General features: G+C 58.2%; 13 protein-coding genes. 8 read left to right on the top strand and 5 right to left on the bottom strand.

Going from position 1 to position 16,176, the window contains the following annotated elements:
* Positions 1-124: 124 nt before the first annotated feature.
* The 4 genes from M2406_RS05820 to M2406_RS05805 all read right to left on the bottom strand — a co-directional run bounded on the left by M2406_RS05820 (position 125) and on the right by M2406_RS05805 (position 5,911).
* Complete coding sequence (locus M2406_RS05820; RefSeq protein WP_259189195.1) at positions 125-3,700, bottom strand: molybdopterin-dependent oxidoreductase; 3,576 nt, start codon at positions 3,698-3,700, stop codon at positions 125-127.
* The gene (locus tag M2406_RS05815; RefSeq protein ID WP_218216921.1) at positions 3,693-4,235 is read right to left on the bottom strand and encodes a (2Fe-2S)-binding protein; all 543 of its coding nucleotides are present in this window, start codon (positions 4,233-4,235) and stop codon (positions 3,693-3,695) included. The genes M2406_RS05820 and M2406_RS05815 overlap by 8 nt, the downstream gene beginning before the upstream one ends.
* 78 nt (positions 4,236-4,313) lie before the next feature.
* Positions 4,314-4,787: a MarR family winged helix-turn-helix transcriptional regulator gene (locus M2406_RS05810; protein WP_012145041.1), complete on the bottom strand. Its 474-nt coding sequence runs from the start codon at positions 4,785-4,787 to the stop codon at positions 4,314-4,316.
* A 65-nt stretch (positions 4,788-4,852) separates the two neighbouring features.
* Positions 4,853-5,911: a 2,5-dihydroxypyridine 5,6-dioxygenase gene (locus M2406_RS05805; protein WP_259189193.1), complete on the bottom strand. Its 1,059-nt coding sequence runs from the start codon at positions 5,909-5,911 to the stop codon at positions 4,853-4,855.
* A 328-nt stretch (positions 5,912-6,239) separates the two neighbouring features.
* On the opposite strand from M2406_RS05805, the gene M2406_RS05800 reads away from it, so the two are divergent.
* From M2406_RS05800 to M2406_RS05780, 5 genes are all read left to right on the top strand, one after another.
* On the top strand, positions 6,240-7,391 hold the full coding sequence (locus M2406_RS05800; protein WP_012145039.1) for an FAD-dependent monooxygenase: 1,152 nt from the start codon (positions 6,240-6,242) through the stop codon (positions 7,389-7,391).
* Complete coding sequence (locus M2406_RS05795; protein ID WP_259189191.1) at positions 7,388-8,182, top strand: alpha/beta fold hydrolase; 795 nt, start codon at positions 7,388-7,390, stop codon at positions 8,180-8,182. Before M2406_RS05800 ends, M2406_RS05795 begins: the two co-directional genes overlap by 4 nt.
* A 16-nt stretch (positions 8,183-8,198) precedes the next feature.
* Positions 8,199-8,951, top strand: a complete 753-nt coding sequence (locus M2406_RS05790; RefSeq protein ID WP_405050616.1) for an Asp/Glu racemase — start codon at positions 8,199-8,201, stop codon at positions 8,949-8,951.
* A gap of 9 nt (positions 8,952-8,960) precedes the next feature.
* Positions 8,961-9,596: an N-carbamoylsarcosine amidohydrolase gene (locus M2406_RS05785; protein WP_259189189.1), complete on the top strand. Its 636-nt coding sequence runs from the start codon at positions 8,961-8,963 to the stop codon at positions 9,594-9,596.
* A gap of 118 nt (positions 9,597-9,714) precedes the next feature.
* On the top strand, positions 9,715-11,022 hold the full coding sequence (locus M2406_RS05780; protein ID WP_259189188.1) for an MFS transporter: 1,308 nt from the start codon (positions 9,715-9,717) through the stop codon (positions 11,020-11,022).
* 130 nt (positions 11,023-11,152) lie between these two features.
* Here M2406_RS05780 and dcp read toward each other — a convergent pair whose 3' ends face one another.
* Positions 11,153-13,354, bottom strand: a complete 2,202-nt coding sequence (gene dcp / locus M2406_RS05775; RefSeq protein WP_259189187.1) for a peptidyl-dipeptidase Dcp — start codon at positions 13,352-13,354, stop codon at positions 11,153-11,155.
* Between the two features lie 366 nt (positions 13,355-13,720).
* Between dcp and M2406_RS05770 the strand changes: the two genes are divergently transcribed.
* Genes M2406_RS05770 through M2406_RS05760 form a run of 3 tightly spaced genes read left to right on the top strand, consistent with a single transcriptional unit; the run spans position 13,721 to position 16,175 of the window.
* The gene (locus M2406_RS05770; protein ID WP_259189186.1) at positions 13,721-14,566 is read left to right on the top strand and encodes an alpha/beta fold hydrolase; all 846 of its coding nucleotides are present in this window, start codon (positions 13,721-13,723) and stop codon (positions 14,564-14,566) included.
* Positions 14,567-14,592: 26 nt separating this feature from the next.
* A complete protein-coding gene (locus tag M2406_RS05765; RefSeq protein ID WP_259189185.1) occupies positions 14,593-15,174 on the top strand; it encodes a VOC family protein in 582 nt (193 codons plus the stop codon).
* A complete protein-coding gene (locus M2406_RS05760) occupies positions 15,171-16,175 on the top strand; it encodes a fumarylacetoacetate hydrolase family protein (RefSeq protein WP_259189183.1) in 1,005 nt (334 codons plus the stop codon). The genes M2406_RS05765 and M2406_RS05760 overlap by 4 nt, the downstream gene beginning before the upstream one ends.
* Position 16,176: the final 1 nt, after the last annotated feature.

Raw genomic sequence — 16,176 nt, 5'->3', positions numbered from 1 at the left:
CGGAGCAAAAGCCCCTCACCCCGGCCCTCTCCCTCGGGAGAGGGGGACGCCCACTTAAACAACGTCGTACATGCTTATTCAGAACTTTGCTTAACTGACCGGCATTACGCCCTTAGTGTGGAGATTAATGGCTTCCCGGATTGGCACGCAGTCTGGCCACCTGCGCTTCCACATTGCGCCAGGCCGATTTGTCACCGGCATAACGCTGGCGCAGGTAGTTCACCAGATCTGCCACCTGCCGATCGGAGAAACTGTCCTTAAAGCCCGGCATAAAACCCAGATCGGCGGTGGCCGGTTTGGCAATCCCCTGCAGGATCACCTTGATCAGGTTATCCGGTCGCTCACTGAAAATATTGGTGTTATTGGCCAGATCCGGACTGACGCCAAACAGCTGTGGCCCACCGGCAGCGGCACTGTGGCAGGCCTGACAGGCCCCCTGAAACAGGCGTTCACCGGCCTGTTGCCCCAGAGCGGGTTGCAGACGGGTGGCCAGTTTGACCTGCGGCTCTACATTTAATTGAGCCGGACTGCTCAGGGATATCAGATAGTTGGCCATCGCCCGCACGTCAGACTCCGGCAACGTCGCCAGTTCGCTGACCACCGGCCCCATTGGCCCGGCCGCGACGCCGTGCTCGGCGGAATGACCGCTGCTCAGGTACTGGAACAGCTGTTCTTCATCCCAGGGTTTCTCCGCCGTGGCCAGTTGGTTCAGCGCCGGTGCCTCCCAGCCGTCCACCATCGCCCCGGCCAGGAAGCTGCTGCCCCCCTTTTCCGCCCCCATCAGATTACGCGGCGAATGGCAGGCCGCACAGTGCCCCAACCCATTGACCAGATAAGAGCCCCGGTTCCACTGGGCGGTTTGCGCAGGGTCCGGCTGAAACTCGCCCTGACGCAGAAACAGTGCATTCCAACCGGCCATCAATGGGCGGATATTGAACGGAAAACGCATCTGGTTAGCCGGATTGTTCTGCGCGACCGCCGGCTGCGACATCATATAGGCATACAGCGCCTGCATATCACCGTCGGTCATTTTGCTGAACGAAGTATAAGGAAAAGCCGGGTACAGATTACGCCCGTCGCGGCTGATGCCCTGACGCATCGCCCGGTCAAAAGCGCCAAACGACCAGTTGCCGATACCGGTCTCCACATCTGGCGTGATATTGGTGCTGTACAGGGTGCCAAACGGAGTCTCCATTGCCAGCCCCCCGGCGTTGGTTGCCCCTTCCGAAGCGGTATGGCACACCGCGCAATCCCCGACGGCGGCCAGTTGACGACCGCGCTCCAGGGTCGCTGCCGACCAGGTACCCGAACCTGGGGTTGCCACCGGGGCAATCTCGGCACGCCACGGCAGTGCCGTAGCCGCTACGCCCAACAGCGCACCGAAAATACCGGCCGCACCGCCAAACCACCATTTACTGCGCCTGGGTTTAGCCGCTGGCGCAGCTTCCTGTCGGGCGCTATCCGGGCCGTTCAGCGCCTCGCGCAGTCGGTCGGAAGTGATCGGCAACTCGCGGAAACGAATGCCGGTGGCGTCAAACACCGCGTTGGCAATGGCCGCGGCACTGGGCACCGAAGCAGACTCCCCGGCCCCCAGCGGCGGATCGTAAGGCCGTGGCATCATCACTACGTCCACCTCCGGTACCTCCGGGAAGGTCAGGATCGGGTAAGCCCCCCATTCCTTGCTGGAAATAGTCGATTCTTCGAAGGTCACCCGCTCTTTCAGCACCCGGCTGGTCGACTGGATCACATTGCCGTGGATCTGGTGACGCACGCCGTCCGGGTTGACCATCATGCCCGCGTCATGCCCAACCACAATACGTGTGACCGCGACTTCGCCACTGGCCTTGTCGATCGCCACATCGGCGACCCAGGCAGCCCAGGCGGCACCAAAGCCGGGGAATTTGCTGTGAATATAGCGCGCATAGGCAAAACCACGTCCGCGCAACACACCATCTTCCGCCGGGGTTTGCATCGGTTCGGTGTGTGGCGTCCAGCCAGCGCGCTCGGCGGTGCTGAGCATCAGTTCAGTGGCACGTTGATCCTTGATATAACGCAGCCGATATTCCAGTGGATCCACACCGGCCGCCATGGCCAGCTCATCAATATAGGACTCGTGCGCGAAGGTATTCGGCAGTGCCGACACGCCGCGCATCCAGGAGGCTCGAACGATGGGTGCCATGTCCTCAATGCTGACGCGCAGTTCCGGGTATTCATATGGCGGCACCGAGGTGCGGTCCCCCATCTCATAGGCCACCGGTACCGGTTCAACCATTCCGGTCAGCAACAACGCCAGCGTGGGGGCGCCATTGGACGGGTAATAAGTACGAAAATCGTAGGCCACCGGGTGACCGGCGGCGTCCAGCCCACCGTCAACCTCCATCAACTGTGCCGTGCCCTTGGGTTCCCACAGGTGTTCCTGCTCGCGGGTGAGCTGCACCCGTACCGGACGCCCTACCGCACGCGACAATAACGCCGCATCGGCGCAGACATCATCGGCACAGTTGCGGCCATAGCAGCCCGCCGCCTCCATGCGGATAATGTCGATCTGCTGTTCCGGGTATTCCAGCAGCCAGGCGAGATCGGCACGCAACAGGTGCGGGTTCTGGCTACCTGACCACACCCGTAACTGCTGCGGCTGGTAGTCCGCCAATGCGCAGGAGGGGCCGATCGAAGCATGCAGTTGATACGGCCACAGGTAACTGCGGGTAAAGCGACGATCGGCGGCGGCCAATGCCGCATCCACATTGCCGGTGTCATGCACCACCCGTGTCGAATGCGGGTTATCACGCAGCGCCTGCGCCACGTCGGTCATCTGCGGCAGGTTACGCCGCCAGTCCTTCCAGCTGACCTGCAACGCCTCTGCTGCCTTGATCGCCTGTTCTTCGCGCTCGGCGACGATGCCGATAAAATCCCCGATCACCACCAGTTTGACGATGCCGGGAATATGGGCAATGGACTGCTCGTCCACCGTCAGCAGGCTGGTTCCGACAAACTCACCGCTGTCATAGCCGGCATACGGCGGCCGCACCACCCGGCCATGCAGCATGTTCGGCAGCCGCATGTCGTGCACATAGGTGGACTCGCCGGTGGCCTTGGCCGGGATATCAACGCGTGCAGTGCTGGTGCCGACCAACCGGTATTCGCCCTGCGGCTTGAGCGGCGCATCGCCGGAGACAGGTAGTTCTACATGCACACCGGTGACCAGTTCGCCGTAGCTCACCGCCGGCCCTTGTGGGCTGGTAATCAGGCCGTCATTCAACGTCAGTTGCTCAACCGCAACGCTAAAACGCTGCGCCGCCTGTTGCAGCAGCCAGCGACGTGCCTCGGCGGCGGCATTGCGCAGCGGCACGGCAGAAATTTGCAGCGTAGCGCTGGCGATAGTCGCGCCCTGATTCGGTGTGCTTTCGGTATCGCCCAGCACCATGCGTACCTGCTCCATACGCAGGTAGAGTTCTTCGGCGACGATTTGCCCCAGCGCGGTGCGCACACCGGTGCCGAGATCGACATGGCCGTTGAAGGCGTAGACCTCACCGCTGTCGCAAATGGCAATAAACAGCCCCTGCTCTTTGGGTTTCAGGTTCGGCGTCTGGCCTTTAGGCACCAGCCCCGGCGGCGGTTGGATCTGATCGATAACCAGCAAGGCGCCATGACGCTGCAATAATTCAGCCTGGCTCGGTACTGAGGAATGGGCGTCAGTCATGGGGCGAGGTTTCCTCACTGCGGCAGAGAATGATGGCGCGCTGAACCGCACGCAGGATTTCGATATGGGTGCCGCAGCGGCACAGGTTGCCGGACAGCGCCTGGCGGATTTCGCGGTCGCTGGGCGACGGATTGCGATCCAACAGGGCTTTGGTGGTCATGATCATGCCATTGAGGCAGTAACCGCACTGCGCGGCCTGTTCTTCGATAAAGGCACGTTGCACCGGGTGCAGACGGTCGCGATCGCCCAAACCTTCAAGCGTGGTCACCGCGCGGCCGGTCATACCCAGCGCCGGGATCACACAAGAACGTGCGGCAATGCCGTCGACCAACACGGTACAGGCTCCGCACTCACCCAGGCCACAGCCGTATTTAGGGCCGTTGAGCGCCAGATCGTTACGTAACACCAATAGCAGAGGAGTGTCCGCCATTACCCGGGTATGAATATTTTCGCCGTTGACTGACAGCATCAGCGGATGCTCCGTCAGTGTTTTTACCGCGCCTTCCCTGGGCAATTGCACTTCAGCTATCGCCATTGTTGCGTCTCCGCCTGCGCTCTGGTTATTGTGTCGGCCCACCGCACTCACCAGACAACCGCAGTTGCGGGTGGCGAATCAGCCGGGCGGCTGGTCTTCCAGCATTTTATTGAGCAGGAACATCAGTGCTATACGTTCGGCCGGATTCAACGTACCGAAAGTTAATTCTGTGATCGTCGCCGCATGCGGCAGCGTTCCCGCCAGCAGTACGGCACCGGCGTCGGTCAGCCCGACCACCACTTTGCGCCGATCGACAGGATCCGGCATCACGGTAATCAGCTCGCGCGCTTTGAGCCGCTCGATAATGCCGCGAATGGTGGCCTGATCGACCGCCGTCACCTGTACCAGCTCGGTCAACGAACTCGGGCCCATGTCACGCACCGCGCACAGGGTAATAAACTGCACGGCGGTCAGTTGCGAATCCCCAACGTTTTGCTGGAAAATTGCCACATGGCGCTGATAAACCTTACGCAGCAGGTGCCCGACCTGTTCGGTAAAATGATAATTTTCAGTCTTGCCGCTCTCTGCAGCCGGGTATTCGGGGGGCGTCATTGCGTTACTCTCACCATCAATGGAAACCACCGAGAATAGTACAAACCCCTGCTTTTGGCAGCAAGTTAACTCTGGCTGACCCGCGATGCAGCCGGTGCCACCACTTCACCATCCGCCACCACCGTCTTGCCATCCAGACTGATGTCGCAATGACGTAGCGCGATATCCATATGGCACGGGGTTTTGCGCGTACCGCCGACTTCGGTATTCGGCCCGGTGGAGAACAGGAAATTGCCGTAGAAAGCACGTGCATCCATACACATACCATCGTTTTTATCGTGCAGCCCCATCGCCGTCCACTGCGCACGCGGCTGCAGGCCCCAGCCGATATGCGAAATGCCGTACACCTCCGGATCGTTGAAATACTTCATGTACTCCCGCAGATACTCCGCCTCGAAGCCGCCGTGAATGCGCGTCACAAAGCCTTTGTCGATCTCAAGCGTTATGCGTTCGCGCGCGTAACTTTTAAACGGCAACAGGATATCGCCCACCTCCAGCACCAAAACCCCTTCTGCCTGTTCTTCATTCGGCCAGGTGAACAGGAAACCGCTCGGCCAGTGATCCCAGCGCCCCGGTTCGTCGGCATAGCCATATTCGGTCACCGTGGGGTATTGCCCCAATGGCGCACGGAAGTCACTGCCGGCGGCAGACTTCACCTGCATCAAACTGGCACGCTCCAGCACCTCGGCGGCGGCCAGCACCCGCGCTTTATCCTCAATATTAGGCAACATGCGTGCCAACACCTCCGGCGGCTCGACCGCCAGCAGAATGCGCGTGCCGGTTTTCAGGATCTGCTCCTGTTCCGGCGAATGCAGCAACATCATGGTGTCGACAATCAGATCGGCCGCCTCCAGCGCACGTTGTGCCGCGTGGTTACCGGTCAGCGCCGTATCGCCACAGTAAGCCGTCATGTCATTGCCCATGGCGCGCGGATGGTTGAACGACGGCAGTTCTACCGCGTAAACCCTGGCCCCCAGGCGCAGTGCCGCATCGGTGGCGGCGCGCACCGTACGCGCATCGGAATAGTGACTTTTCAGGATTGCCACGCTTTGCGAAGCATCAACCTTCGACAGCGTAAGCACCTGCTCGAACAGTTGTACCAACTGACTATCATTGACCGCCATGGTGTATCTCCTGTCTCGCTAAGGGTTGGTCGACGCAGCCAGCATCGATGAGGTTATTTTGCGCAAATTAAAGTGATCACACTCTTTTAAACATCTAGACCAAAATCAATCGGGAAGCAAGCCCCCGTTTCCAGCCATAAGAAAACCCTATTTAAAGCCCTGCACATCCTGCTGTTAACATGAGTTTAACAGTAATGGCCGGTCAATTAGCGTGAGCCAGATCTAAATTAACACTTGTGCAACTTTGCGTTATTTAGCGCATACACTATAAATCGATCATCCTGCATCACTGCAGATGCCAGGTAAAAAACCAACAGTCAGGGGAAAAATGATGAGCAAACAACAACGCATTGCCGTGGTCGGTGCCGGTCTGGGTGGCGCTGCCGCCGCCGGTCTGCTGCAAAAAGCCGGCTTTATCGTCGACCTGTACGAACAGAGCCCAGTGTTTTCCCGCCTGGGGGCCGGCATCCATATGGGGCCAAACGTACTGAAGATTTTCCGCCGTCTCGGCATCGAGCAACCGCTGGAACAAATGGCCTCGCATCCGGATTTCTGGTTCAGCCGCGACGCCGAAAGCGGTGACTATTTGTCGCGTATTGAACTGGGGGCCTTTGCCCGTAAAGAGTACGGCGCGGCTTATGTGACGGTGCACCGGGGCGATTTACAGGCGTTGCAGATGGCGGCCCTGCAACCGGGCAGCGTGCATTTTGGCAAGTGTCTGAGCAAAATTGAGGAACGTGACAACCAGGTGGTGCTGAACTTTGCCGATGGCACCCAGGCCAGCGCCGATATCGTGATTGGTGCCGATGGTATCAACTCACGTATTCGCGAACATCTGCTGGGGGCAGAAGCGCCAACCTACAGCGGCTGGGTTGCCCACCGCGCGTTGATCCGCGGTGAGAAGCTGGCCAAATACAATCTGAGCTTTGAAGACTGTGTGAAGTGGTGGTCGGCAGATCGTCACCTGATGGTCTATTACACCACCCAAAAACGCGACGAATATTACTACGTCAGCGGTGTGCCGCACCCGGCATGGGATTTCCAGGGCAGCTTTATCGACAGCAGCCGCGAGGAAATGTACGAGACCTTCGCCGGTTATCACCCGATTGTGCAAGCGCTGATCGAATCCAGCGAACAGGTCACCAAATGGCCACTGTTGAACCGTAAGCCCCTGCCGCTGTGGAGCGAAGGTCGCATGGTGCTGCTCGGCGATGCCTGCCACCCAATGAAACCGCACATGGCGCAAGGCGCGGCGATGGCGATCGAAGACGCCGCTATGCTGGCGCGCTGTCTGCAGGAAACCGGCCTGAGCGACTACCGCACCGCTTTCCAACTGTATGAAGCCAACCGTAAGGAACGCGCCTCTCGCGTGCAGGCCGTCTCCAATGCCAACACCTTCCTGCGCACTCAGGAAGATCCGGCCTGGGTCTACGGTTATGACCTGTACGCACAGGCGCTGAAATCGGAGAACGCCGCATGAGCCATTTTCTGTATGGCGCCAACGTGCAGGCCAACGGCATCCGCCAGCATTACCTGCGCTATGGCGGCCAGGGGCCGGTACTGATCCTGATCCCCGGAATCACCAGCCCGGCGATCACCTGGGGCTTCGTTGCCGAACGACTGGCCGAGCGCTACGACACCTACGTGCTGGACGTTCGTGGTCGCGGCCTGTCCGCCAGCGGCCCGGATCTGGCCTACGACGCTGAAACCTGCGCCGAGGACGTCAACGCCTTCGCCGCCGCATTAAAACTGGAAAACTACGCCCTGCTTGGCCATTCAATGGGCGCGCGCTTTGCCCTGCGCGCCGCAGCACTTCAGCCGGATGGCGTACGGCGATTGGTATTGGTTGATCCGCCGGTTTCCGGCCCCGGCCGCCGTGAATACCCAGGCAAATGGCCCTGGTACGTGGATTCGATTCGTCAGTCGCTGGTAGGAATGGACGCCGAGCAGATGCGTGCCTACTGCCCGAGCTGGAGCGAACAACAGCGCCAACTGCGTGCCGAATGGCTGCACACCTGCTATGAACCGGCGATCCAGCGCGCCTATGAAGATTTTCATCAGGTCGATAGCCATCGCGATTATCCCGCGCTGCGCATGCCAACCTTGCTGATGGTGGCAGGCCTGGGTGGCGTGATCCAGCCGGAAGATGAGGTGGAGATCCGTCAGTTGCAGCCGGAAATCACGTTGGTTCACGTCGAGAAAGCCGGCCATATGATCCCGTGGGACGACTTCGACGGTTTCTTCCGCGCCCTGGGCGATTTTCTGGATTAATCAAGGAGCCTTTGTCATGACTAAAAATTACCGTATCGGCCAGATAGTGCCCAGTTCCAACACCACGATGGAAACCGAAATCCCGGCGATGCTGACCGCACGCCAGTTGATCCGTCCGGAACGCTTTACCTTTCACTCCAGCCGCATGCGCATGAAGCACGTCAGCAAGGCGGAGCTGGCGGCGATGGACGCCGAATCAGACCGCTGCGCACTGGAGCTTTCCGACGCGCAGGTTGACGTACTGGGCTATGCCTGCCTGGTGGCAATTATGTCGATGGGCCTGGGCTATCACCGTGAATCCCAGGCCAGGCTGGCGCAGGTCACCCAGGACAACAACGCCGCAGCCCCGGTGATCAGCAGTGCCGGTGCGTTGGTCAACGGCCTGAAGGTGCTGGGTGCCAAACGCATTGCGCTGGTGGCCCCCTACATGAAGCCACTGACCCAAATGGTGGTGGACTATATCGAGCACGAAGGCATCGAGGTCAAGGTCTGGCGCGCGCTGGAGATCGCCGACAATCTGGCGGTAGGTCGTCATGATCCGGCCAATCTGCCGGGCATTGTCGCCGAGATGGATCTCAGCGGCGTCGACGCTATTGTGCTGTCCGCCTGCGTACAAATGCCGTCCTTGCCGGCGGTCGCTACGGTGGAGGCGCAAACCGGCAAGCCGGTGCTGACCGCCGCCATCGCCACCACCTACGCCATGCTGACTGCACTGGAGCTGGAACCTATCGTTCCCGGTGCCGGGTCCCTGCTTTCCGGCGCTTATTAAGGAGGCAAAATGGCAGCCGATAATTCACTTACCGATAACTACCAGGGCGTTTGGGGCAACCGCATCGGTTTCGGCCAGCGTCCGGCCCTGCTGGTGATCGATTTTATGCAGGGCTACACCACCGAGGGTGCGCCTCTGTTCGCCCCCGGCGTGGTCAGCGCGGTCGAGGAATGCGTCGCGCTGCTGGCAGCCGCACGCCAGGCAGGAGTTCCGGTGATCCACACCAATATCCGCTATCATGCAGGGCATTTTGCCGATGGTGGGGTCTGGGTGAAAAAAGCACCGGTTATGAAGGACATGGTGGAAGGTAATCCGCTGGCGGCGTTCTGCCCGCAGATGGCCCCGCTGGCCACGGAGGTAGTGCTGACCAAGCAGTACGCCAGCGCCTTTTTCGGCACTTCATTGGCTCCGATGTTGGTGGCGCTCGGCGTCGATACCCTGTTGCTGGCCGGCTGTTCCACCAGCGGTTGTATCCGTGCCAGCGCGGTAGACGCGGTGCAACACGGGTTTCGCACCATCGTGGTACGTGAATGTGTCGGCGATCGCCACCCTGGCCCGCACGAGGCCAACCTGTTCGACATCGACAGTAAATACGGTGACGTGGTGGCCAAACAGGAGGCTATCGCTTATCTGAAACGGTTGTAATCGAGAGTTTCACCTGCACGGAGTGCTGAAAAATCAAGAAGGCGCGATAAGCGCCTCGAAAGCAAACACACAACGCTCCTCCTCCGGAGGCCACTATGCACCACCTGGAGACATCATCATGGCCATTGTTGAAACCCCGTTAGCCGGGAAAGCGGGCGCAGAATCGCTTCTGTACCGCAAAATCACCTGGAAGCTGATCCCGTTCCTCTGTCTGTGCTATTTGGCCGCCTACCTCGACCGCATCAATGTCGGGCTGGCCAAGCTGCAGATGGCCGATCAACTGCAACTGAGCGAAGCGGCCTTCGGCCTGGGCGCCGGGCTGTTTTTTGTCGGCTATATCCTGTTTGAGGTGCCGAGCAACCTGATCCTGCAACGGGTCGGCGCCAAGGTGTGGATTGCCCGCATCATGATCACCTGGGGCCTGCTTTCCGCCTGCACCATGTTCGTTACCACCCCCAATCAGTTTTATGTCATCCGCTTTCTGCTCGGCGTGGCGGAGGCCGGTTTTCTGCCCGGCGTGCTGTATTACCTGACGCTGTGGTTCCCGACTTACCGTCGCGGCCGCATTATTGCGTTATTCATGATCGGACTGCCGCTGTCGAGCGTGCTCGGTGGCCCAATTTCCGGCTGGATCATGGGGCATTTTGATATGCGCTACGGGCTGCACGGCTGGCAATGGCTGTTCCTGCTGGAGGGCATCCCCAGCGTGCTGTTGGGTATATTGACGTTCTGGGTGTTACCGAACCATTTCCGGCAGGCCAAATGGTTATCCGATGAAGAGAAACAACAAATTGCCGACGACCTGGCGCAGGATGACGCCGAGGCCAGTCACAGTAAACACAGCTTCCGCGATGGCTTCTTTAATCTCAAGGTCTGGATGCTCGGCGGCATTGATTTTTCGATCCTGCTGAGTGCCTATGCGATGGGGTTCTGGATGCCGACCTTTATCAAAACCGCCGGGGTGACCGACATTACCACCATCGGCATGCTGACCGCGCTACCGAGCGTCGCCGCCCTGCTGGGGATGCTGGTGATCGGCACCAGTTCGGATCGTATGCGTGAGCGGCGCTGGCATATCATTGTGCCGTTTATTATCGGCGCGATGGCGATGGCCGGCAGCACCTTCTTCACTCATAGCGTGATCGCCACGGTGTTGCTGTTCTCTGTGGCCCAAGCGGCGATCATCGGTGCAGTGCCGGTGTTCTTCAGCCTGCCCGCCACCTTCCTGCGCGGTACCGCGGCGGCAACCGGCTTCGCGCTGGCCTGCTCGTTAGCCAATATTGCCGGGTTGGTGAGTAATTCGCTGATGGGGCTGGCGCTGGATCTGACCGGCAAAAGCGGTGGCGCACTCTGGGCGTTCGCCGGTTGCCTGCTGTTAAGTTCGTTACTGGTGGTCGCTCTGCCGGCCAAGGTGGTTAACCGCTGAGACCAGGGGGCGCGAGTTTCCGCACCCCTGCTTCACTCCTTAATCTCAACCAAACTGCTTATAACAAATAAAGAGGGCGTAATTTCTTACGCCCTCTTATCACTACTCACCAGGCTAATGCCATGACCTGTTATTCGTCTTTCAGGCCACGGTTGATCAGCATCGGCTCAATGCTTGGCTCTTTGCCGCGCCAGTCGATGTACAGTTTTTCCAGATCCTGGCTGTTACCGCGCGACAGGATCATATTGCGGAAACGCTGGCCGTTCTCTGCCGTCAGGCCGCCATGTTCGGTGAACCACTGGAAGGCATCATCCGCCAGCATTTCTGTCCACAGATAGGCGTAATAACCGGCAGCATAGCCGTTACCCCAAATGTGCTTGAAGTAACTGGAGCGATAGCGCGGCGGCACATAGCTAAGATCGATTTTGTCTTTCATCAGCGATTCCGCCTCGAACTTGTCCACGTCCTGCTGCGGCTGATCGGCGCTCAACATATGCCAGTGCATGTCCAGCAGTGCCGCAGAAAGCAGCTCGGTCATGTCATAGCCTTTGTTGAACTTGTCGGCCTTTTTGATTTTGTCGACCAGTTCCTGCGGCATGGCTTCACCGGTTTTGTAATGCTTGGCGAAGTGGGCAAAGACTTTCGGATCGCTGGCCCAGTGCTCGTTAAACTGCGATGGGAACTCAACGAAGTCACGAGCGGTGTTGGTGCCGGACAGGCTTGGATATTCCTGATCGGCGAACATGCCGTGCAGCGCATGACCAAATTCGTGGAACATGGTGATCACGTCATCGTACGACAACAACGCAGGCTGGCCCGGTGCCGGTTTGGTGAAGTTGGCGACGTTGTAAATCACCGGTTTGGTGCCTTTCAGCTTCGATTGTTCGACAAAATTGCTCATCCAGGCGCCACCGCCCTTGTTGTCGCGCTTAAAGAAGTCGGTATAGAACAGCGCCAATGATTTGCCGTCTTTATCGAACACCTCATAAACCCGCACGTCCGGCTGATAAACCGGGATGTCCTTGCGCTCTTTGAAACTGATGCCGTACAGCAGGTTGGCGGCATAGAACACGCCGTTGTTCAGCACGTTATCCAGTTCGAAGTAAGGTTTGATCTGCGACTCATCCAGGTCATATTTGGCTTTGCGCACCTGTTCAGCGTAAAACTGCCAGTCCCAGGCTTCGACCTTGAAATTGCCTTTCTGCTGGTCGATGACCGCCTGAATATCTTTGGCTTCACGTTCGGCGCGGGCGGTGGCCGCCGGGACGATATCACGCATAAAGCTCAGCGCCGCATCCGGGGTTTTGGCCATCTGGTTTTGCAGCTTCCAGGCCGCGTAATTCGGGAAGCCCAGCAGTTTGGCCTGCTCGGCACGCACTTTAGCCAGACGAGCAATGGTCTGACGGGTGTCGTTAGCGTCGCCCTTTTCCGCACGGTTCCACGAAGCATCAAACAGTGCCTTGCGGGTCTCGCGGTTTTTCAGGCTCTGCAATTCCGGCTGTTGGGTGGTGTTTTGCAACACCAGCAGCCACTGTTTATCCAGCTTGCGTTCGCCGGCCGCCTGGGCCGCCGCCGCCAGTTCGCTTTCCGACAGGCCGTCCAGCTTGCCTTTGTCAGCGATCGCCAATGCGCCATCTTTGGTCGCCGCCAGCAGTTTGTTGGAGAACTGAGTGCTCAGCGTGGCCGCTTCCTGGTTCAGCGCCTTAAGTTTGGTTTTATCGGCGTCGGACAGATTGGCCCCGGCCAGCTCAAAGTTCTTGTAGGTCACTTCTACCAGCCGACGCGATTCCGCATCCAGTTTTAGCTCATCGCGCTGTTGATAAACGGCCTTGATACGGGCAAACAGCTTGCTGTTTAGCATAATGGCGTCATCCAGCGCCGCCAGCTTCGGCGAGCTTTGCTCATCGAGTTTTTGCAACCCGTCGCTGGTGTTGGCCGAGGTCATGGCGCCAAAGACGTTCATCACTCGCGACAGCAACGCGCCGCTTTGTTCCATTGCCACAAGGGTATTTTTAAAATCAGGCTTGGCCGGGTTGTTGGCAATCTTCTCAATCTCTTCCAGCTTCTGCTTGATGCCCGCATCAATTGCCGGGGCATAATCACTTTCTTTGATCAGATTGAACGGCGGCGCCTGGAATGGCAGACGGCTTTGATAGAAGAACGGGTTTTGGTTCTTTTTGTTGTCGTGTTGGTTGGCTTCACCGGTCACGTTAGCCTCCTTCGCCTGGCCACTTGGCAACGCGCTATGATCCGCGTGCGGGTTGGTTTCTGCTGCCTGTGCCTGCGTGCCCAGCGCCATGCCGATCGCCAGCACCAATGTCGATAAACGCATCAAATCGAAACTCCTCCATGTCCACAGAATAATGTCGCGGAGAGCTCATCTCCCCTTGAGTCACATCCTAGCTTAGGCGCAGTTGGCAGATTGAGCAAAAACAAGTGATTAGAAGCTCTCCAGCCTCGACAACAGGCCGTTGATTGTCCGGTTTTATATAACGGTTCATCCCAAACTCACCTATAGACGCTTTATTAGCGGCGCATTAGCCTTATTCAACCGACTAATTATTCATCGAAATAACCCGACCTAACCGCTTACCAATATCAAATCCACCCTCAACTAATTCTTAAAACGCATCATGCACATGACCTAATCCGCACCAGCTTAGACCTGCGGCTATTTAAATCAGGAGATGGATATTTCATGGCTACAACACCTCAACCTAATGAACAGATTTTGGGGGGACATTCGCATCATCAGCAAAACAGGACCACGCATGAACATCCCCTACTGAGCGCCAGGGTTATCGGTCAGGGCACCCGATGCGTGGTGATGCTGCCGGGTTGGTTTGGTGACCATAGCGTCTATCAGCCGATGTTCCCCTATCTGGACACCGAGGCCTTCACTTATGTGTTCGTGGATTTTCGTGGCTACGGGCAATCACGCGGCATAGCCGGCAGCTACACCACTAATGAAATGGTCGCTGACGTGGTCAACCTGATGGATAGCCTAGGTTGGCAGCGCTTCGACGTGGTTGGGCATTCCATGGGGGGGAAAATTGCGCAGATCATTGCCGCTCGACACTCTGAACGAGTACGCAGTGCGGTGGGCCTGACGCCCGTTCCTGCCAGCGGGCTGGACGTAGAACAGCAGGTTTGGCGCATCTTCGAGCAGGCGGTCGAGGATGATACCTGCCGCCACTCTCTGATTGATTTTTCCACTCATCACCGGCTGCCACGCCGCTGGGTCAGCGATACCGTTCAACAGTCGCGTGCGGCCTGTGCCCCACCGGTATTCGAAGCCTACCTCCGTAGCTGGGCGCTGGAGGATTGTTCCATCGAAACTTACGGCTGCACGGTTCCCCTACTGTTGCTGATCGGCCAGCACGATCCGGCACAGACGCTGCCGATGATGGATAACACCTGTTTGAAGTGGTTCGTCAATGTGGAGATGGAACTGCTCGAAGGCTGTGGACACTACCCAATGCAGGAAATCCCGCTTTATCTGGCGGGTGCCATCGAGCGTTTCTTGCGCAAACAAACTAAGTAACAGTGACTCTGCTGGAGGTTTACATCATGCATACCGATCTTCCATCGTCTAAAGAAACGGCGGTTAAAACCGACGACCATGCCAGGCCGATCCGTCGGCTGCACCATTTTGCCTGGCGTTGCCGGGACGCAGAGGAAACCCGTCATTTCTATGAAGATATTCTCGGCTTACCGCTGGTCCATGTGATTAAAAACGATCATGTCCCCAGCACCGGTGAGTACTGCCCGTATGTACATATCTTTTTCCGCATGAAAGATAATTCGCATATCGCCTTCTTCGATTTGGGAGACGGGATAGCGGCGCAACCCAGCCCAAATACCCCGGAATGGGTTAACCATATTGCCTTGAAAGTGGATAACCGGGCCGATCTGGACAGCATGCATCAACGACTCCTCGCGCAGGGCATTGAAGTAATTGGGGTTACCGATCACGACGGCTATATTGAATCCATTTACTTCTTCGATCCGAACGGGTTTCGTCTGGAGTTGACCACCGAAGTGGCGGCGGCCGAAACAGTGGAAGCCTTTGCCCACTCGGCGCATCAGAAATTGGCAACCTGGACCCGAGAGCAGGCACGACGTCAGGCTCTGGCTGAGGGGAAATCATGAACGCCACTCTGGCTCCGCAATTACGTTTGGCCACACGAGAAAACGGCCGTCGGGATGGCGAATTGGTACTGGTCTCTCCCGATCTTTCGCGTTGCATTGCCGTGCCCGCTATTGCCCGCACCCTGCAGGAAGCGTTAGATAACTGGTCGGCTATAGCACCGCAGCTGATGCAACTGGCAGAGAACGGCTGGGACGGCAGTGACCTTTTCAATGCCTCAAGCTGCCTGGCACCGCTGCCCCGAGCCTATCAGTGGGTCGATGGTTCCGTTTATCGCCACCACGCCAAACTGATGTATCAATGGCGGAATGAACCTATCCCTCCGCAATATGAAGAGAAGCCGCTGGTTTATCAGGGCGGTTCGGACGTGATGTTAAAGGCAACCGCACCGATCGAAGCCACTGATGATGAGCTGGATATTGATTTTGAAGCAGAGATCGCCGTAATCACCACTGACGTCCCACTCGGGGTGACGCCCGAGCAGGCGCTGGAGTGTATCGCGCTAGTGGTGTTGCTCAATGACGTCTCTCTCCGCGGTCTGATACCCGACGAAGTGGCGCGGGGCTTCGGTTTCTACCAGAGCAAGCCCGCAACCAGCTTTGCCCCGGTTGCCGTGACGCCCGCGGCGCTCGGCGCGAACTGGCGGGACGCAATGTTACATTTGCCGGTGCGCGTCAGTCTAAATGGAAAATGGTTTGGCGCTCCGGACGCCGGTGATGATACGGCGTTTAATTTCGGGCAGCTTATTGCACACCTGGCCTGCACCCGCGCTTTGGCGGCCGGCAGCATCGTGGGTGCAGGCACCATCAGCAATGCCGATCCGGCATCCGGCAGCGCCTGCATTACCGAAGCCCGGGTGCGACAGGCGCTGAGTGGTGTAGATGAAAGTCAGCGGCAGCCCTATTTGGCACAGGGTGACCAGGTGCGGATCGAGGTATTCGATGCTGATGGACACTCCGTGTTTGGTGCCATCGACCAAAAAGTGGTGATCCTTCAAAAATAAC

Source organism: Serratia sp. BIGb0163 (assembly GCF_024809935.1).
GTDB classification, from domain to species: Bacteria; Pseudomonadota; Gammaproteobacteria; order Enterobacterales; family Enterobacteriaceae; genus Serratia; species Serratia quinivorans.
Note: the sequence above shows the minus strand (reverse complement) of the source record. Positions and strands in the feature narration are given on the sequence as shown.